Raw genomic sequence first — 19,275 nt, 5'->3', positions numbered from 1 at the left:
AGCGGCGCCCCCTCTGTCACCGGAACCTGAGAGATTTGACCGCACCCGGTGGAACGGGCACGGCTTACTCCTTCGGTGAGCCACCCGCATGATCCCTGAGGGTCACGCCGCAGCTGCTTTCCAGAGTGTCGTCCCCCTGCGGTCCTTTTGCCTGAGCGGTTCCGGGGCGGTTGCGCCTTCGGCGCCGGCCATCATCCAGAGAATGGGCCGGTCTCTCCCGCAGGGATCTTCCGAGCGACCGCTCCGAGGAGCGGCCGCCGTCACCATAGAGAAACGCGCCGCGCGGTCAATGCGGCGCTTTTCGTCATTGTGCGGGCGGCGGTCCGAAAGTCGCCGGAGGCGGCCCGAAGGTGGGCGCCGGGCCGAACGTATTGGGGTCCGCAGCCGGCGCGGCCGGCTTGCTCGCCGCCGGCTTCGCGGCCGCCGGGGCGGCCGGTGCCGCCGCGGGCGCGGCATCGGCCGCGGGTGCCGCAGGCCGCGGCCGAGTCGGACGCGGGCGGGCCGGGGTTTCGCCCTTGGGATCGAAGCCCACGTAGATCACGTATTTCGAGATCGCGTCCGGGGTGGTGACCGGGAAGGAGATGGTGTCTTCCACCACCGTGAAGGTGGTCTGGGTTTCGCCCTGGGGAATGTTGAGCGGCACCACGAAGAATTTGGTGGTGATGGTCTTGGGCGAGGGGCCTTCCTGCACCACCGCGATGCGGATCGGCACATTGAGCGCGCCGGGCGTGCCCTTGTCGCCCAGCAGCACCCGGCCGTCGAGGCCAACCTTCACGGTCATCACGCCGTTGGCAATGTTGCATTCGCGGGCCAACTGGCCGAGCGAGCCCTGGTACTTCAGTCCGCCGCCGGGGGCCGGCACCTGCCATGCGGAGGCGCCCGAGCGCACGTCCACACGCGGGCAGTCGAACTCCACCGCATCGGGGCCGGAGCCGATGGTCATATTGTTGGTAGGCTGGGCGGCGCCCACGCCGCCTGCTGCCGCGGCGGGATCAACATTCACGCCGGGCGCGCCAAACGTCCCCTGCGAGTTGCCCGCGCACCCTGCAAGGGTGATGGCCATGGCTGCCCCGGCCAACACACGCATAGGCAGAGCAGCGTCTAAAGCAAAACGCATGAGGAAACTCCAAAAACCTCCGCAAGACGCGTATGTATAACAGAAGGTTAAAGCGCAGGGGGAGGGGGGACCCGCGCCTTGAGCCCGCACCGGGGGAGGTATCTGACTCTATGGTTACCGGCCGCGGGCGGCCGGTCAGTTGCCGATCACCCCCACGGGCCGGCCGGCGACCACCACCAGAGCCTTTTGCGCGCCAGACAAGCGCTGGGAAACGCGGCGCAGATCCTCCAGCGTCACCGCCTCGATCAGCGCGTTGCGGCGATCGATATAATCCATGCCCAGCTTGTCGATCTGGATCTGGAGCAATTGCCCGGCGATCTTCGAGGAGGTGTCGAAGCGCAGCGCATAGCTGCCGGTGAGGTAGCTCTTGGCTTCGTCCAGCTCCGCTTGGGTCGGCCCCTTGTCGAGGATCTGCTGAAACTCCTCGTTGATGATCTTGATGGATTCACCCGCGCGGTCGTTCTTGGTGGCGGTGCCGGCGAACCACAGGCCCACGTGCTCCAGCGCCACCTGATAGGAATAGACCGAATAGGCGAGCCCGCGCGCTTCGCGCACTTCCTTGAACAGGCGGGAGGAAAAGGCGCTGCCGCCGAGAATGTGGTTCAGCACATAGGCGGGGATGAAATCCGGGTCCTGCCGTTCCAGGCCGTCGGTGCCGATCATGACCACGGACTGCGGGACATCCAGCGGGATCACGTCGGTCTTGCCGAGGCCCTGGGGCTTCACGTCGGCGACCGGCGTCAATTGGGCCGTGGCCGGAAGCGCGCCGAACACGCGGTCCAGCTCGGTGGCGAGTTCCTCGGGCGTGATGTCGCCCACCACCGCCACGCGCAGGTTGGAACGGGCGAGATTGCGCTTGGCGAAAGTTGCCAGATCCTCGCGCGTGATATCGGCGACGCTGGCGAGCGTGCCATCCACGGGGCGGCCGTAGGGATGGTTTGGGAAGGCGAGCGCGAACCAGCGCTCATTGGCCAGCGAATTGGGATCGGTCGAGCGCCGGCGCAGCGAGGCGAGCTGCGCTGTGCGGATGCGCTCCACGGCCTCGGTATCGAAGCGCGGCTGCGTCACCGACAGGCGCAGCATGTCGAAGGCGGCGTCGCGGTTTTCCGAAAGGGTGCGCACCGAGCCGCGGACCTCGTCGCGCCCGGCGTCGAAATGCAGTTCGATCGCCTTGTCCGCCAGCGCCTGATGGAAGCGCTCGGCATCATATTCGCCGGCGCCCTCGTCGAGCAGCGAGGCGGCGAGGCTGGCGATGCCGGGGCGTTCCGCCGGGTCCTGCGCCGCGCCGCCGAGAAAGGCGAATTCCATGGCGAGGAGCGGCAAGGTCGTGTCGCGCACCAGCCAGGCCTCGATGCCGCCGGGGCTGACCACGCGCGTGATCCGCGTGGTCTGGGACTGAGCGGTATTCGCGGAAACAAGGGAAACAGCCATCATCACCAACACGAGAATGCGAGCGCGAAAGGAGGAAGCGGTGGAAGGTGCGCTCACGAGCGCTTCTCCGGTGCCGCAGGCGCGGCCGCGGGAGGCGGGGTCAAATAGCCGGTCACCGCGCGCTTCAGCACGAGATAATGCTCGGCGGCGGCCTTCACATCCGCTGCGCTCACACGCTTGATGAGGTCCGGCCAGCGGTTCACGTCCTCCACGGAAATGCCGGTGGCCCAGGCTGCGCCATAGATGCGCGCCAGGGTCGCCTGATTGTCGCGGGCATAGATGGCTTCCGCCGTCAGGCGCGTCTTGGCGCGGGCGAGCTCCACGTCGTCCGGCCCCTCCTTCGCCATCTTGGCGACCACGCCGTCCATCGCCTGTTCCAGCGTCTCGAGCGTTACGCCCGGACGGGGCGAGGCGGAGATGCCGAAGCGGGTCTCGTCATAGGCCGTGCTCTGGTACCAGGCGCCGGCGCCGGCGGCGAGGCCCTGCTCGGCCACCAATTCGCGATAGAGGCGGCCGGTCTGCCCGCCGCCGAGAATCTGCGCCAGCACGTCCAGCGCCTCGGCCTCGCCCGGCTTGGCGGTACGATAGGAGGGCACCAGATAGCTGCGCTGAAGGCTCGGCTGGGCGACGCGCGGGTCGCTCAGCGACACCCGGCGATGGACCTGCGGCTCGGGCTCCTGCGGGCGGTTGCGCGGCGGGGTGTCGGCGCGCGGGATGACGCCATAGGTCTTCTCGGCGAGCGCGCGAACGGCTTCCGGTTCCACATCGCCCGCTACCACCAGCACCGCGTTGTTGGGGGCATAGAAGCGGCGATAGAAGGCGAGGGCATCCTCGCGGTTCAGCTGCTTAATCTCATGCTCCCAGCCGATGATCGGATGCTGGTAGGGATGGTTTACATAGGTCGCGGCCTGGAGGGCCTCGGAAAGGCGGGCGCCGGGATCGCTGTCGGTCCGCATGCGGCGCTCTTCGAGCACCACGTCGCGCTCGGGCAGCACCACCGCGTCGGAGAGCTTGAGGCCGGTCATGCGGTCGGCCTCAAAGGTCATGACCGTTTCCAGGTGCTCCTTGGCGACGCGCTGGTAATAGGCGGTGTAATCCTGCGAGGTGAAGGCGTTTTCCTGGCCGCCGAGCCGAGCCACCTCGCCCGAGAACTTGCCCGGACCGGCCTTCTCGGTGCCCTTGAACATCAGATGCTCAAGGAAATGGGCGATGCCGGATTTCCCCGCCTGCTCGTCGGCCGAGCCGACCTTGTACCACACCATATGGGTGACCACGGGGGCGCGGTGATCGGGAATCACCATCACCGTCAGGCCGTTGGCCAATTGATACTGGGTGACGTCCGGCCCTGCGGCGGAAGCGGCGTTCAACGTTGCTGCGGCGGTTCCCGCGGCGATCATTGCGATCATTGCCAGGCGTCTCATCTGTTCGTTTCTGCCCTTTTGAGGCACGGGCCGCGTGAAGGAGTGATGGCGGATCGCTTTAAAATAGGAAGCCGGCGGCGCAGCGCCACTGCGGCAGCGTGGGTTTCGCGCGCATTCGCGAGCGCGCGGCGCCTTGTTTCCTCACGCGGTTTCGCGCGCCGAGCGGCCGGATGCCGGGGATGGGCGCACCAGCGGTGCGGAACGGTCACTGGCGATCGAACAGTGTGGGGAACTTGAAGGGCTCGGCCTTCTGCTCCACCACCCCGTAAGGCGCGTTGGGCGCGGGGGTCTGGTAGCCGGGAGGCGGCTCGGTGAGGGCCTGCCGTTCGGGCTCACCGGTGAAGGTGAGCTTGTCCTTGTCGCTGCCTTGCGGCGCGAACCAATTCTTGAAGCCGAGCTCGCTCGGCAGCAGCACGTCGCGCTTGGATTCAGCCCCGACCGGCGCACCGTTCGCGACGCTCTGCGTCGGCTTGTGCTTGGCGTTGTTCAATTGCGAGGGAAGCAGCACGCGGCTTGAATCGGTCAGGCCGACAGGCGTCTGGTCGCCGGCCTTGGCCTTGGCCGCGCGAATGACGTCCGGATCCTTCGGCCAATTGGGATTAACCGCGGCGCCACCGTCGCGCGGCGGGGGCAGAGTGGCGGCGGCGCTTGGCGGGGGAACCACCAGCGGCGCGCGCTCGCGATACTGGATCTGCGGCTTCTCATCGTCATTCAGGCCGAGAAATCCGCCCAGCGTCGTCTTGAAGAAGTCGCCGCTATCGCTTTCCTGGGCGAACGCGAGGCTTGGACCAGCGAGGAGGGCGGCGAATGGCAGCGCGGCCAGCATGAGGCTGCGCAGCACCAAGGCTGGGTTCCGCCGATTTTCCGTCATTCGCATGGGCCTTTCCCTCGTGCGCCTGCCCCTTCTCGGACATTCAGCCCATACGGCTGGGGTGAGAGGGCGGCATTTTTGAGGCGCGTCCGAAGAAAGCATCATAAAGCAGCACGATCACGCCCACAACGACCGCCACATCGGCGATGTTGAACACGTACCAATTGAAGCCGAACGCGTGCAGCGACACGAAATCGAACACCGCGCCATAAACCACCCGGTCCGCGGCATTGCCGATGGCGCCACCAATCAAAAGGCCGAGAGAGAAGGCTTCCAGCTTGCGCGGCGTGCGGGCAAGCCACACGGCGAACAGCAAGGAGGCGATCACCTTGAACGCCACCAGCACCCAGCGGCCGGTCTCACCCTGCGGGAACAGGCCGTAGCTGATGCCGCTGTTCCACAGCACCACCAGATTGAGGAACGGGGTCAATTCCCGCACGCCCTCGGGCCAGCTCTGCGACCAGGCGAGCACCGCGGTCTTGCTGCCCTGGTCGAGCACCAGCACAATCAGCGCCACTAGGACGCCGAGCCGGATGTGGCGCACGGGGCGGCTCATTCGGCGGCGGCTCGCGCGGCCAGTTCCCGCAGTGCGCGGGCATCGCGCAAGGTGACATCGGGATAATCGGGATCGCTGCCGACCTCCTCCAGCACCTTCCAGGAGCGCGCGCATTTGCGGCCTTGTGCCAAGGCGGGCATCACCGCGACGCCCGGCACCTCGTCGAGCACGAACGCGCCGGCCGGCGGCTCGGAAAAGACCAGGCTTGCGCCGGAGGTGATGCAGACCTCCGCGAGGTCGACGCCCTCCAGCGCTGCGGCGAGGTCGGCATTGGTTACGAACACCTGCGGCGCGGCTTCGAGCGAGGAGCCGATGCGCTTGGCGGTGCGCTCCACCTCCAGCGCGCCGAGCACCACCCGGCGCACGAGGCGGATCTTCCGCCAAGTTTCCGCAAGCTCCTCATCCTTCCACGCCGCCGGCGTTTCCGGGAAGGTGCGCAGGTGCACGGAACCCTCCGTATCGCCGGTGCGGGCGAGGTAGGCTTCCTCGCAGGTGAACGGAAGGATGGGCGCGAGCCAAGTGACGACGCGCTCGAACACCTCGTCCAGCACGGTGAGGCAGGCGCGGCGGGTGAGCGAGGACAAGGGATCGCAATAAAGCGCGTCCTTGCGCACGTCGAAATAGAAGGCGGACAGCTCGCTCGTCATGAAGGACGTGAGCAAGGCGTGGACCTTCTTGTAGTCATAGGCGACGTAAGCCGCGCGGATCTGCCCGTCCAGCTCCTGCAAGCGATGCAGGATCAGCCGCTCCAGGGGCGGCATATCGGCGAAGGCGACACGGTCCGCCGCATGATAATGGTGCAGCGATCCCAGCAGCCAGCGCACGGTATTGCGCAGTTTCCGGTAGGTGTCGGCGGTTGTCTTGAGGATTTCGGGGCCGATTTTCAGATCGTCGGCATAATCGGAGGCGCACACCCACAGGCGCAGGATGTCAGCGCCGGACGCCTTGATCACATCCTGGGGCGAGACCACGTTGCCGAGCGACTTGGACATCTTGTGCCCGTTCTCGTCCAGCACGAAGCCGTGGGTCAGCACCGCGTCATAGGGCGGGCGGCCGCGGGTGCCGCAGCTTTCCAGCAGCGAGGAGTGGAACCAGCCGCGATGCTGGTCCGAGCCTTCCAGATACATCACCCGGTCCGGGCCGTCGGGCGGGCGGTTCGCCTTCAGGTCGGGGCGCACCTCCAGGGTGAAGGCGTGGGTGGAGCCGGAGTCGAACCACACGTCGAGAATGTCATCCACCTTGGCCCAGCCTTCGGCGGCGCGCTCTGCGAGGAAGCGCTCGCGCGCGCCCTCCTTGTACCAGGCGTCGGCGCCTTCCTCCGCGAAGGCCGCGGCGATGCGGGCGTTCACGGCGGGGTCCTTGAGGATCTCCACCGAGCCGTCGCCCAGTTCACGCACGAACACGGCGATGGGCACGCCCCAGGCGCGCTGGCGTGAGACCACCCAGTCGGGCCGGCTGGCAATCATGCCGGTGATGCGGTTCTCACCCACCTCCGGCACCCAATCCACCGTCTTGATGCCGGCGAGCGCGCGGGCACGCAGCGTGTCTGGCTCGTTGCCGGCGAGGGTCGCCGGGCGCGGCGCCGGCTTGCCGTCGGGCAGGCGGATGTCCTGGTCCATGGCGATGAACCATTGCGGCGTGTTGCGGAAGATGACCGGCTTCTTGGAGCGCCAGGAATGGGGATATTGGTGCTTCAGCCGCCCGCGCGCGAGCAGGTTTCCGGCCGCCACCAAAGCGTCGATGACCGCTTGGTTGGCATCGCCCTTCTCGCCTTTGTCGGTGATGACGCGCTTGCCGGCAAAGCCCGGCGCCTGGTCGGTGTAGAAGCTGTCCTCGTCCACCGTATAGGGGATGGCGGGATTGATGCCGCGCTCCTCCAGCCAGCGGCGATGCGCCGTCCAGATCTCGAAATCCTCGCGGCCGTGGCCGGGGGCGGTGTGGACGAAGCCCGTGCCCGCATCGTCGGTGACATGGTCGCCTTCGAGCAGGGGAACCTTGAAGGAATAGCCGAGGTCGGCGAGCGGGTGGGCAGTGATGAGGTTCGCCAGCACGTCCGCCGGCACGTCGCGGAGCCGCGTGAAGCTGGTGACGCGGGCGGCCTTGAACACGTCCTCCGCCAGCTTGTCGGCGAGGATCAGCTTGTCGCCGGCCTTCGACCAATTGTCGGCCGGTGCCTCGGTGATCTCGTAGAGGCCGTAGGAGATGCGGTTCGAGAAGGAGATCGCCCGGTTGCCGGGCATGGTCCAGGGGGTGGTGGTCCAGATGACGATGGAGGCACCGGCGAGCTTATTCGCAGCAATGAGTGCCGGTTCTGAGATCCCAGGACCATGGCGAACGACATGCTGAACCGGAAATTTCACCCACACCGTGTCCGACTGGTGGTCGTGATATTCCACCTCGGCCTCGGCCAGCGCGGTCTTTTCCACCACCGACCACATCACCGGCTTGGAGCCACGATAGAGTAGGCCGTTTTCGGCGAACTTGATGATTTCGCGGGCGATCTGCGCCTCGCCGAGGAAGCTCATGGTGGTGTAGGGGTGGTCCCAGTCGCCTTCCACGCCGAGGCGCTTGAACTCCTCGCGCTGCACGTCGAGCCAATGCTCGGCATAGGCGCGGCATTCCTGGCGGAACGCGATCATCGCGCCGGAATCCTTCAGGTCCGGCTTGGCCTTGCCCTTCTTGCGGTAATTCTCTTCCTCGATCTTCCACTCGATGGGCAGGCCGTGGCAGTCCCAGCCGGGCACATAGTTGGAATCGAAGCCCAGCATCTGCTGGGAGCGCGTCACCACGTCCTTGAGGATCTTGTTGAGCGCGTGGCCGATGTGGATGTTGCCGTTGGCATAGGGCGGGCCGTCGTGCAGCACGAAGCGGGGACGCCCGCGCCCCTCTTCGCGCAGGCGCTCGCGCAGGCCGATGCGCGCCCAGCGCTCCAGCAGTTCCGGCTCCTTCTTCGGCAGCCCGCCCCGCATGGGGAATTCGGTCTGCGGCAGGAACAGGGTCGCGGAATAGTCCACGGCGTCGGACGGCGTCTTCTCGGTCATGGGATCGGGCTCGAACAGGATCTTGGCGGCAGATCGTTACATCTTGTGGCGCACCCCAGCGCGTCGGCGGGATGGGCGCGGCGAGGGCGTGTCCCGGTTGACCCCGCGCGCTCAGGCGCGTCGGCGGGGTGCCGGGCTGGTAATTCGCGCCCGGGCCGGGCGGCGCGCGGCCGGATGTGACGTTCCTTGTGCCATGCAGGGCTTCTAGCAGGCGTCTTCGCGCGGGAAAAGCCCGGATGGCGAGCGCACGCGGCGCAGGCGCGGACACCGCCTCGCGAAATCGTCCGCCGCCCTGTCCCTGAAAGCAATGAAGCCCCGGCCGTTGCGGCCGAGGCTTCATCTTCCCCTCTTTTTATTCTGGTCGCGGCAGCCCGCTTATTCTGGTTTCGGCGGGCCTGCCCCTGGATCGTAATGCGGCGACGCGGGGCCGCCGGGTGTCAGGAGGATCCGACCGCCTCAGGGCGGCCGGAAGAAGCGGGGCGGCGAAGCCGCCGCCCCTCAGGCTCAGCTGTGGTAGGCGCGCTCGCCGTGCTCGGTGATGTCGAGACCCTCGCGCTCCTTCTCCACCGGGGCGCGCAGTCCGACCACGGCCTTGATGATGTAGAAGAGGATCGCAGAGCCGACGCCCGACCACACGAGGGTGATGAGCACCGCCTTCACCTGCGCCAGGACCTGGGCGCTCATGACATATTCGGCAACCGCGCCGGTGGTGTAGTCGTAGATGCCCGTGCCGCCGAGGGCGGGGCTCACGACGATGCCGGTCGCGATGGCGCCGAAGATGCCGCCGATGCAGTGCACGCCGAACACGTCGAGCGAGTCGTCATAGCCGAAGGCGTTCTTCACGGTGGTGCAGAAGAAGAAGCACAGCACGCCGACGATGAGGCCCGAAACCAGCGAGCCCATGATGCCGGCGAAGCCAGCCATCGGGGTGACGGCCACGAGGCCGGCAACCGCGCCGGAGACGACACCGAGCATGGAGGGCTTACCCTTGGCCAGCCATTCGATGATCATCCAGGAGATGGCGGCGGCGCAGGTGGCGATGAAGGTGTTCATCATGGCCAGCGCGGTGAGGCCGTTGGCTTCCAGGTTGGAGCCGGCGTTGAAGCCGAACCAGCCGACCCACAGGAGGGAGGCGCCGACCATGGTGAGCGTCAGGGAGTGGGGGGAGAAGGCTTCCTTGCCGAAGCCCGTGCGCTTGCCAACGATGAGGCAGCCCACGAAGGCGGCGATACCGGCGTTGATGTGCACCACGGTGCCGCCGGCGAAGTCGATGGCGCCGATCTTGTAGATGTAGCCGGCGTCCGCGAGAACCGCGTCGAGGGCATCCTGCGCCGCCTGCTTGGCCGGGCCGTCAGCCGCCGCCTTCAGGGCCTTGGCAGCCGCGTCGACCGCGTCCGGGCCGGCCCAGTACCAAACCATGTGGGCGATCGGGAAGTAGATGAACGTGACCCAGAGCGGCACGAACAGCACGATCGCCGAGAACTTCACGCGTTCAGCGAACGCACCGAAGATCAGCGCCGGGGTGATCATGGCGAAGGTCATCTGGAAGGCGACGAACACCAGTTCCGGAATGGCGACGCCCACCGTGAAGGTGCCGCCGGCGGAATCCACCGTGATGCCCTTCATGAAGGCCTTGGAGAAGCCGCCCACGAAATCGGAGCCGCCGGTGAAGGCCATGGAATAGCCGTACAGGACCCAGATCAGGCCGACGATGCAGACGGTGTAGAACACCTGCATCAGCACCGAGAGCATGTTCTTGCCGCGAACGAGGCCGCCGTAGAACAGCGCGAGGCCGGGGACCGACATCATCAGCACGACCATGGCGGAGACCAGCATCCAGGCCGTGTCGCCCTTGTTGATGGTCGGCGCCGCGGCAACCGCCGCAGCGGCATCGGCCGCCGGCGTGGCTGTCTGCGCAAGGACGGGCATGGCAATGGCCGCCGCTGCGAGAAGGGTTGGCAGTCCCACTCGGGACCAGGTCTTGAACGTCATGGAATATGGCTCCGTAAAATGAGGATTGCTCAGAGGGCGTCGGTGTCGGTCTCGCCGGTACGGATGCGAACCGCCTGATCGATCTGGAAGACGAAGATCTTCCCGTCGCCGATCTGGCCCGTCTTGGCGGCGGCGGTGATGGCTTCCACCACCTTCGCGACCTGATCGGAGGCGACCGCCACCTCGATCTTCAGCTTGGGAAGGAAGCTCACGGCATATTCGGCGCCGCGATAGATTTCCGTGTGCCCCTTCTGGCGGCCGTAACCCTTGACCTCGGTCACGGTCAGGCCGTGGACCCCGATGCCGGTCAGGGCGTCGCGCACCTCTTCCAGCTTGAACGGCTTAATGATGGCCATCACGATCTTCATGGATCGATCCCTGTCCCTGTCCCCGTGATGCCCTCACACCGCAAAGCGGAGGGCGCGTTCTTCCGGGCTGGGCCGCGCGTGACGGGGAAAATCCACGCTGCAGCACCCAAGCCTGCGAACAGGGAATCAAGGACCGTGCCAAATGGGTAAAGCCTCGTTTACGGCGTGCTTATTTTCTCGCCACGAGACTCTTCGTCATGCGGTTGCCGCAGCGTTGCCTAAATTTTTGCCTATAAAATAATCAGATCGCACAATGCGCAGTCACCGAGGGGTAACGGGGCGCATCAAACCTTCCTGCGCCGCGGAGGCCACCAGCTTTCCGTCGCGGGTGAACAGCTCGCCGCGGCAGAAACCGCGCGCGCCGCCGGCGGCCGGGCTTTCCTGCACGTAAAGCAGCCATTCGTCGGCGCGGAAGGGCTGATGAAACCATAGCGCGTGATCGAGGCTCGCGACCTGGATGTCCGGGTCGAACACGCTTTTGCGATGCGGCACCAGCGCCGCCTGCAGCAGCGACAGGTCGGATGCATAGGCGAGCACTGCCTGCTGCGTGCGCAGATCATCCGGCAAGGGGCCGCGGGTGCGCACCCAGATGCTCGGCCGGGACGTGTTGATATTGCCCGAAAGAAAGGAGGGATCGAGGCTTGTCGGCTTCACCTCCAGCGGGCGCAGCGCCATCCAGTCGCGCTTCGAAGCCGCGGGAAAGCGCTTCAGCAGCTTCTCGCGCCACACTTCGTCGGAGGGCAATTGCTCCGGCTGGGGCACCTGCGGCATGGCGATCTGGTGCTCCAGCCCCGGCTCGAGGAGCTGGAACGAGGCCGACATGGAGAAAATCGCCTTGCCGTGCTGGATCGCCTTGACCGTGCGCGTGGTGAAGGAGCGGCCGTCGCGGATGCGGTCCACCTCATAGATGATCGGCACGGTGGGATCGCCGCCCAGCAGGAAATAGCCGTGCAGGGAATGGGTGATGCGCTCGATGTCCACGGTGCGCTGCGCCGCGACCAGGGCCTGCGCCACCACCTGCCCGCCGAACACCCGCCCGCCGCCAGGGCTCCCGCTGCGACCCCGGAACAGATTGATCTCCAGGGGCTCAAGGTCGAGGATGTTCAGAAGGGCTTCGACATCATTCATGACGGGGCTCGACCTTGAAGGGTGCAGGGCAGGTTCGGGCGAGCGAGCCACGCGCCGTGACGCCCGTCAAGGCCACGCTGGCGCGCGATCCCGCGCCGCCGGGCCGCATTTAAGCCCGCGCCATGATATGGGCTGCGGGGATATCGGAGAGAAGATCATGACCGCCAGCGCCGAGACCCGCACGCCCGCCGCAGGCCGCGCCGATGTGGTGATCGCGGGGGCGGGGCTCGCGGGGCTGAGCCTCGCGCTCGCGCTCAAGGAAGGGCTCGGCAGCGATGCCGCCATTGCGGTGCTGGACCCTGCCTTCGCGCGCGGCAGCTGGGGTGATCCGCGCGCTTCCGCCATCGCCGCCGGCGCCCGCCGGCTGCTCACGGTGCTCGGCGTCTGGGACAAGGTGGCGCAGGCCGCCGAGCCCATGCGCACCATGGTCGTGACCGACAGCCGCACCCGCGACGTCGCGCGCCCGGTCTTCCTCACCTTCGACGGCGAAGTGGAGGCCGGCGAGGCGTTCGCTTACATGGTGCCGAATGCCGTGCTCCAGCAAGCTCTGACCGAGGCCGCTCAGGCCGCCGGCATCGAGCTGATCGCCCAGCCGGTGCGCGATTTCTCCACCGACCGCAGCGGTGTGACCGTTTCCTACGGCGCCGACCAGACCTTGCGCACCCCGCTTCTGGTGGCCTGCGACGGCGCCCGCTCGCGGCTGCGGGAAATGGCCGGCATTCAGACCGTGTCCTGGGCCTATGGCCAATCCGCCATCACCTTCACGGTGGAGCACGAGCGCCCGCACGAGGGGCGGGCGGAGGAGCATTTCCTGCCGGGCGGCCCGTTCGCCACGCTGCCGCTGCCGGGCAACCGCTCCTCCGTGGTGTGGACCGAGCGGACGGCCGAGGCCCAGCGCCTGGTCGAATTGCCGGCTTTCCGCTTCCAGGAGGAATTGGAGCAGCGCTTCGGCCTCTCTCTCGGGACGGTGAAGCCGGTGACCAAGCCGAGCGTGCATCCCCTCGGCTTCGCCATGGCGCGCAGCTTCATCGGCGAGCGGTTCGCGCTGGTGGGCGACGCCGCCCATCTCATCCACCCCATCGCCGGGCAGGGCCTCAACATGGGCCTGCGCGATGTGGCGGCGCTGGCCGAGGCGATCACGGACGCGGCCCGCGTCGGCCTCGATTACGCTTCGCCCCAGGTGCTGGAGCGTTATCAGCGCTGGCGCCGGTTCGATACCCTGGCCATGGGGGTGGCCACCGACGGGCTGAACAAATTGTTCTCCAACCATTCCGATGCGCTGCGGCTGATGCGCGATGTCGGCCTGGGCTTGGTGGACCGGCTGCCACGCCTCAAGGGCCTGTTCATCAAGGATGCGGCGGGGCTGACCGGCGCGGTGCCCAAGCTCATGCGGGGGCAGGCGCTTTAGGGGCAAAGACCGCCCTCCGGCTTGGGCGCGCGGGCGGTGGGATTGGGAACCCGTCGTGCCGCTCAAGGCGCATTTTCTCAAAAATGTTTCACGTGAAACAATGGCTTAGCGAAGACGAACGCGGGTGTGAAGCGACTTTCCCGCGGCTTTTCGGGCGATGAAACCCTCAATTCGGCCGAACGTTCGCCGCACATGAATCCGCAAAGCGCTCCGCTTGCGCGGTACATGTCGGGTCCCGTGCCCGCGCATAGAGCACGCCTGTTCGAATGCAAAACGGCCAGCTTGCTGTGGCAAGCTGGCCGGTAATTTTTCAACGCGGGCTCAGGTCAGCGCCGCACCTCCGCCGTGTCGGCGGAGCGGGGCTACTGGATGACCTGGACCACGCGATGGGTCTGCGGATCCACCAGCACCGTGCGGTTGTTCACCACCGTGTAGCGATAGGAGGTGGCGCCGTATTCGGCCGGCACTTCATAATAAGTGACGCCCTGGTCCGGAAGCTGCGCGCCCACCGCCACCGGCTCGGCATAGGTGTAGGAGGGGCGGCGCTGCTCGACCACGTAGGTCTGGAAGCGCGGGGACTGATCGCCGATCATGGCGCCGACCACGGCACCGCCCACACCACCCACGACCGCGCCCACCGGGCCGCCGACGATCGCGCCGCCGATCGCGCCCGTCGTGGCGCCGGCTGCCGCGCCGCCCTGGGCTGCAGGCGCATTCTGCGCGAACGCCAGGCCGGGAATGGAAACGATGGCGGCTACAAGGACAAGCTTTTTCAGCATGGAAGTATTCCTCCTGGTGAGCAAGCTTGAGAGATGATCCCGTAAGCTGCGCAATACAGCCAAGAACAACCTTCGGGGGTAATGAGTTCCATATTTTATTTATCGCCACCGGCGCGCGACGAGAAAAAGGCGGCGGCACAAAAGAAAAGGCCCGGCGCTGGGCCGGGCCTTTTTAAAATCAAGCGGAAGTTCAGTCGACGCAGTCTCAGGCGGCTTCTTCGGCTTCGAGATCGGTCTCGGCGTCGGCTTCGACCTCCACATCGGCTTCCTCGCCCTTGGCAGCGCCGCGGCGGGGACCCTTCTGGAGGTTCTGCTCGATCATCTTGACCGCCTCGGTGTCGGTGATGTTCTCCACCGCCGAGAGTTCGCGCGCCATGCGGTCCAGGGCGGCTTCGTAAAGCTGCCGCTCGGAATAGGACTGCTCGGGTTGCGCGTCAGAGCGATAGAGATCGCGCACGACTTCCGAAATCGCGAGGAGATCGCCGGAATTGATCTTCGCTTCATATTCCTGGGCGCGGCGGCTCCACATGGTGCGCTTGACGCGCGCGCGACCCTTGAGAATATCCAGCGCCTTGGCGACAACGGGGGCTTCGGACAGCTTGCGCATGCCCACCGTGGCCACCTTGGGCACCGGTACGCGCAGCGTCATTTTGTCCTTCTCAAAAGATATGACAAACAGCTCGAGTTTGAAGCCAGCGACTTCCTGCTCCTCGATGGCCATGATACGACCGACGCCGTGCGAGGGGTACACGATGTGCTCACCCGTCTTGAAACCAAGGCGGGCCTGGGCGCTCTTTTTTGTCGACATGCTCTTGACCACTCCTGACCCGGCCAGCGGCCGGATCGTGTTGGCGCGCGAGCGCTCGTTTCCGGTATGACCCGGGCGATGGCGCACCTTGCGCTGGCGACTGGGCCGCGGCCGGTACGCCCGACGGCCCGCTCATGTCAGTCGATGACTACAACCTCGCGTAAGCACCCAAACCGCCTTCGCGGCCGGATGCCAAATTTCTCGCCCCAATGTTCCCGAGAATGCGCTATTGAATGCACGCGCGACGCGGCTGGTTGGATAAGCAATCGACTGTAAAGGCTTGTATAACACAAAAACCGATGAAATCAAAGCGCTGCGCCGGCTTTGCGGCCCGTCCTCGCGCAAGCCTGCCATGTCATACCCTAAGGTGGTGGGCGATCTCAGCTTTCTCACATATAAACATTTCTTTATATGTTGATTGCTCATAAGCCGTGCCCGTGCTAGAGGGCAGCTCACAAGATGAGACGCCCTGCACCGGCAGGGCCGCAGCACCAGGACGGAGAGACGACATGACCGCCGATTATGTGGTGAAAGACATCAATCTTGCCGACTGGGGCCGCAAGGAACTGGACATCGCCGAGATCGAGATGCCCGGCCTCATGGCCACCCGCGCCGAATACGGCCCGAGCCAGCCCCTGAAGGGTGCCCGCATCGCCGGCTCGCTGCATATGACCATTCAGACCGGCGTGCTCATCGAGACCCTGAAGGCGCTCGGCGCCGACGTGCGCTGGGCCTCCTGCAACATCTATTCGACCCAGGACCACGCCGCCGCCGCCATCGCCGCGGCCGGCACCCCGGTGTTCGCCATCAAGGGCGAGAGCCTCGAGGAATACTGGGAATACACCCATCGCATCTTCGAATGGGCCGACGGCGGCGCGCCGAACATGATCCTGGACGACGGCGGCGACGCCACCCTCCTGGTGCATCTGGGCAAGCGCGCGGAAGGCGGCGACACCGCTTTCCTCGACGGCGCGACCAATGAAGAGGAAGAAGTGCTGTTCGCGGCCATCAAGCGCCGCCTCAAGCACAAGCCCGGCTGGTACACCATGCTCGCCAATTCCATCCGCGGCGTGACGGAAGAGACCACCACGGGCGTGCATCGCCTCTATGAGATGCAGAAGAAGGGCACGCTGCTGTGGCCCGCCATCAACGTGAACGACAGCGTCACCAAGTCCAAGTTCGACAATCTCTACGGCTGCCGCGAGAGCCTGGTGGACGGCATCCGCCGCGGCACCGACGTGATGATGGCCGGCAAAGTCGCCATGATCGCCGGCTTCGGCGACGTGGGTAAGGGCTCGGCCGCCTCGCTGCGCAATGCCGGCTGCCGCGTGATGGTCTCCGAGGTCGATCCCATCTGCGCGCTCCAGGCCGCGATGGAAGGCTATGAGGTCACCACGATGGAAGACGCCGCCACGCGCGCCGACATCTTCGTGACCGCCACCGGCAACCTCGACGTCATCACCGTGGACCACATGCGGGCCATGAAGGACCGCGCCATCGTCTGCAACATCGGCCATTTCGATAGTGAGATTCAGGTCGCCGGCCTGAAGAACTTCAAGTGGCACAATGTGAAGCCGCAGGTGGACGAGGTCGAGTTCACCGACGGCAAGCGCATCATCCTGCTGTCGGAAGGCCGCCTCGTGAACCTCGGCAACGCCACCGGCCATCCGAGCTTCGTGATGTCGGCTTCGTTCACCAACCAGACCCTGGCGCAGATCGAGCTGTTCACCAAGCCGGGCGTGTATGAAAAGAAGGTCTACACGCTGCCCAAGACCCTGGACGAGAAGGTGGCCTCGCTGCATCTCGAAAAGATCGGCGTGAAGCTCACCAAGCTGTCGGACCAGCAGTCCGCTTATATCGGCGTGCCGCAGGAAGGCCCGTTCAAGCCCGAGACCTATCGCTACTGAGGCGAGCCTGCCGATGCCGCGTGCCATGCGCGGCGTCGGCCCGGCGCGTGCGTGATTCTGCGCCCCGGTGCTCGCAAGAGGCCGGGGCGCAGGCGTTTTCCCGGCCCGCGCCAACTTGTCGCCATCGCCCGGCGGACGGCGCGCCGCGAACCTGCTCCAATTGGAATTTATTCAGCGCCCTTACGGCAGAGACCCGCATTGTCATCATTCGCGAAGAGAGCTAGGTGTGAAGCGGCTGCGGCTCGCTGCGGTCGCGCGCTGCTGGGGGGCTGCCTTGGACGGTTATGACCATCGATCGCGGCGCGCGGGATGGCGCCGGAGCGACCTGTCGGGCCGCCGCCTGCGCCGCTGTCCCGTCCTGTCCCGGCCCCCTCGTTAAGCGCGCGGATCCAGCGACATGTCCCTGAGTGTGAGCCGCGATCGAAAACGTATTCTGCCCTTCGCCGCCGAGATCGGGGCGCTGGGCGTGGTATTCGGAGACATCGGCACCAGTCCGCTCTACGCCCTCAAGCAGGGCGTGCTGGCGGTGGGCGGCACCAATTTCATGCCGGACGACGTGCTGGGGCTGCTGTCGCTCATCACCTGGAGCATCATTCTCTCGGTGACCGTCAAATACGTCATGCTGGTGCTGCGCGCCGACAATGACGGGGAGGGCGGCATCCTGGCCCTCGTCACGCTGCTGGACCTGCATCGCAGTGCGCTCGGCCTGCGGTGGTATCTGCTCGCTGCCGGCCTGCTCGGCGCCGCCATGCTGATCGGCGATGGCGTGCTGACGCCGGCCATGTCGGTGCTCTCCGCCATCGAGGGATTGGGCGTCATCGCCCCGCAGCTGAACCAATGGGTGGTGCCGCTTACCGTCGGGGTGCTGCTCGGCGTGTTCCTCTCCCAGCGCGCCGGCACCGACAAGATCGCCAGCTTCTATGGCCCGATCATGCTGCTCTGGTTCAGCGCCATCGGCATTCTCGGCATCTACGGCATCGTGCGCGCCCCCGAGGTGCTGGTGGGCCTCGATCCACGCCACGGCGTGCGCCTGCTGTTGGGCCATCCGGGCCTTGCGGGCGTGATTCTCGGCGCGTGCTTCCTCGCGATCACGGGCGGCGAGGCGCTCTATGCCGATCTCGGGCATTTCGGCCGCAAGGTGATCGCGCGCGCCTGGCTGGTGGTGGCCATGCCGGCGCTGCTGCTGAACTATTTCGGCCAGGGCGCGATCCTGCTCACCGATCCGAGCGCCGTGCGCAATCCCTTCTTCGATCTGTGCCCCGACCCGATCGACATCCCGCTGCTGCTGCTCGCCACCGCCGCCACCGTGATCGCCTCGCAATCCATCATCACCGGCGTGTTCTCGCTGGCCAAGCAGGCGATCGAGCTCGGCTACCTGCCGCCCATGCGCATCCGCTACACCAGCGAGCACAACGAGCAGCACATCTATGTGGGCCGGCTGAACTGGCTGCTGATGATCGCCTGCATCGCCGTAGTGCTCGGCTTCGAGGCGTCCGACCGCCTTGCCTCCGCCTATGGCATCGCGGTCGCTTTCGCCATGGTGACCACCTCCATCCTGTTCATCGCCCAGGTGAGCCGCGCCTGGGGCTGGCCCAAGCCGGCGGTGATCTTGCTTGGCGTTTGCCTGCTGTCCCTGGACGCGGCATTCGCCACCTCCAACCTCACCAAGCTGCACGACGGCGGCTGGCTGCCGCTGACCATCGCGGGCATCGTCATCTTCGTCATGGTGAGCTGGCGGCGCGGCCTGGAAAGCGTGGTCGCCCAGCAGGTGCGCTTCACCGAGCCGCTCGACGGCTTCGTGGCACGCAAGGACCGGGCGAGCGACGGCGTGAGCCCGCGCACCGCGATCTTCCTCTCCCGCGCGGGTGCCATGACGCCAGTGGCGCTCTCGCGCATGGCGGATGTGATGAAAATCCGCTTCAACCGCGCGGTGGTGGTCTCGGTGTGGATCGTCGCCCGGCCGCGCGTCTCGGTGGAGGAGCGCGTGCGCGTGACCCTGCTGGATGGGACCTTCGTGCAGGTGGATCTGCGCTTCGGCTACATGCAGCAGATCGACGTGCCCTCGGTGCTCGGCCCGGCGCTCAGCGCGCGCGGCATCGACCCGGACGAGGCGATCTACGTGATCGGCCACGAGCGGATCATCCCGCCCGACGAGATTTTCCGCCTGCGCGACGTGGTGGCGCACGTCTTCGCGTTTCTGGCGCGCAACGCGGAGCGCTCCGTGGACCGCTTCGGCCTGCCGCGCGCCCGCACCATGGAAATCGGCTATCCCGTGAAATTATAAGCGTGGCTTTGGCTTGCCTTGGACCGGCCGTGTTGCCGGGTTAGGAAAGGCCCGCCCGCGCCCCAAAGTCAGCAACAAGGCATAGCCGCGAAACGCGTTCCGACGTAAGGGAAAGAGGCCTCAAAGAAACGCACCGCGGGCCGGCACCCCGCGGATGCGGGACA

At 66.3% G+C, this 19,275-nt stretch carries 14 protein-coding genes and 2 riboswitches; of the genes, 3 read left to right on the top strand and 11 right to left on the bottom strand.

The genetic code is table 11. From position 1 onward, the window contains the following. Nucleotides 1-9: 9 nt before the first annotated feature. Nucleotides 10-128, bottom strand: a riboswitch (glycine riboswitch). A 1-nt stretch (nucleotide 129) separates the two neighbouring features. Beyond that, nucleotides 130-230, bottom strand: a riboswitch (glycine riboswitch). Nucleotides 231-304: 74 nt separating this feature from the next. The 9 genes from V5F68_RS16025 to tesB form a co-directional block, all read right to left on the bottom strand. Then, nucleotides 305-1,063, bottom strand: coding sequence for a hypothetical protein (locus tag V5F68_RS16025; protein ID WP_394014030.1), 759 nt, complete (start codon nucleotides 1,061-1,063; stop codon nucleotides 305-307). 189 nt (nucleotides 1,064-1,252) lie between these two features. Further along, nucleotides 1,253-2,605: a M16 family metallopeptidase gene (locus V5F68_RS16020; protein WP_394014029.1), complete on the bottom strand. Its 1,353-nt coding sequence runs from the start codon at nucleotides 2,603-2,605 to the stop codon at nucleotides 1,253-1,255. Then, nucleotides 2,602-3,969, bottom strand: coding sequence for a M16 family metallopeptidase (locus V5F68_RS16015; protein ID WP_394014028.1), 1,368 nt, complete (start codon nucleotides 3,967-3,969; stop codon nucleotides 2,602-2,604). Before V5F68_RS16015 ends, V5F68_RS16020 begins: the two co-directional genes overlap by 4 nt. 205 nt (nucleotides 3,970-4,174) lie before the next feature. After that, nucleotides 4,175-4,846 (bottom strand): hypothetical protein, encoded by a 672-nt coding sequence (locus tag V5F68_RS16010; RefSeq protein ID WP_394014027.1) that lies wholly within the window; start codon nucleotides 4,844-4,846, stop codon nucleotides 4,175-4,177. A 37-nt stretch (nucleotides 4,847-4,883) separates the two neighbouring features. After that, on the bottom strand, nucleotides 4,884-5,396 hold the full coding sequence (lspA, locus tag V5F68_RS16005) for a signal peptidase II (RefSeq protein WP_348844446.1): 513 nt from the start codon (nucleotides 5,394-5,396) through the stop codon (nucleotides 4,884-4,886). Then, entirely contained in the window at nucleotides 5,393-8,437 is a 3,045-nt protein-coding gene (ileS, locus tag V5F68_RS16000) for an isoleucine--tRNA ligase (protein ID WP_394014026.1), read from the bottom strand. Before ileS ends, lspA begins: the two co-directional genes overlap by 4 nt. 504 nt (nucleotides 8,438-8,941) lie before the next feature. After that, nucleotides 8,942-10,429: an ammonium transporter gene (locus V5F68_RS15995; protein WP_394014025.1), complete on the bottom strand. Its 1,488-nt coding sequence runs from the start codon at nucleotides 10,427-10,429 to the stop codon at nucleotides 8,942-8,944. Between the two features lie 29 nt (nucleotides 10,430-10,458). Then, the gene (locus tag V5F68_RS15990; RefSeq protein WP_348844448.1) at nucleotides 10,459-10,797 is read right to left on the bottom strand and encodes a P-II family nitrogen regulator; all 339 of its coding nucleotides are present in this window, start codon (nucleotides 10,795-10,797) and stop codon (nucleotides 10,459-10,461) included. Nucleotides 10,798-11,058: 261 nt separating this feature from the next. Next, nucleotides 11,059-11,925 carry an acyl-CoA thioesterase II gene (gene tesB / locus V5F68_RS15985; RefSeq protein ID WP_394014024.1) on the bottom strand — a complete coding sequence of 289 codons (867 nt, stop codon included), beginning with the start codon at nucleotides 11,923-11,925 and terminating at the stop codon, nucleotides 11,059-11,061. A gap of 157 nt (nucleotides 11,926-12,082) precedes the next feature. Here tesB and V5F68_RS15980 point away from each other — a divergent pair, with 157 nt between their 5' ends. Beyond that, nucleotides 12,083-13,333, top strand: a complete 1,251-nt coding sequence (locus tag V5F68_RS15980) for a ubiquinone biosynthesis hydroxylase (protein WP_394014023.1) — start codon at nucleotides 12,083-12,085, stop codon at nucleotides 13,331-13,333. A gap of 362 nt (nucleotides 13,334-13,695) precedes the next feature. On the opposite strand, the gene V5F68_RS15975 is transcribed toward V5F68_RS15980, so the two are convergent. Together V5F68_RS15975 and V5F68_RS15970 are read right to left on the bottom strand one after the other, a co-directional pair. Beyond that, the gene (locus V5F68_RS15975; protein WP_394014022.1) at nucleotides 13,696-14,112 is read right to left on the bottom strand and encodes a DUF1236 domain-containing protein; all 417 of its coding nucleotides are present in this window, start codon (nucleotides 14,110-14,112) and stop codon (nucleotides 13,696-13,698) included. Between the two features lie 205 nt (nucleotides 14,113-14,317). Continuing rightward, entirely contained in the window at nucleotides 14,318-14,920 is a 603-nt protein-coding gene (locus V5F68_RS15970) for a CarD family transcriptional regulator (RefSeq protein WP_394014378.1), read from the bottom strand. A gap of 509 nt (nucleotides 14,921-15,429) precedes the next feature. On the opposite strand from V5F68_RS15970, the gene ahcY reads away from it, so the two are divergent. Beyond that, nucleotides 15,430-16,827, top strand: coding sequence for an adenosylhomocysteinase (gene ahcY / locus V5F68_RS15965; RefSeq protein WP_394014021.1), 1,398 nt, complete (start codon nucleotides 15,430-15,432; stop codon nucleotides 16,825-16,827). Nucleotides 16,828-17,224: 397 nt separating this feature from the next. Next, complete coding sequence (locus V5F68_RS15960; RefSeq protein ID WP_394014020.1) at nucleotides 17,225-19,111, top strand: potassium transporter Kup; 1,887 nt, start codon at nucleotides 17,225-17,227, stop codon at nucleotides 19,109-19,111. Nucleotides 19,112-19,275 lie beyond the last annotated feature (164 nt).

Source organism: Roseixanthobacter pseudopolyaromaticivorans, from assembly GCF_043195145.2.
Taxonomy (GTDB): Bacteria; Pseudomonadota; Alphaproteobacteria; order Rhizobiales; family Xanthobacteraceae; genus NCEH01.
The sequence above is the reverse complement of the archived record's forward strand: the minus strand, read 5'-3'. Positions and strand labels throughout refer to the sequence as shown.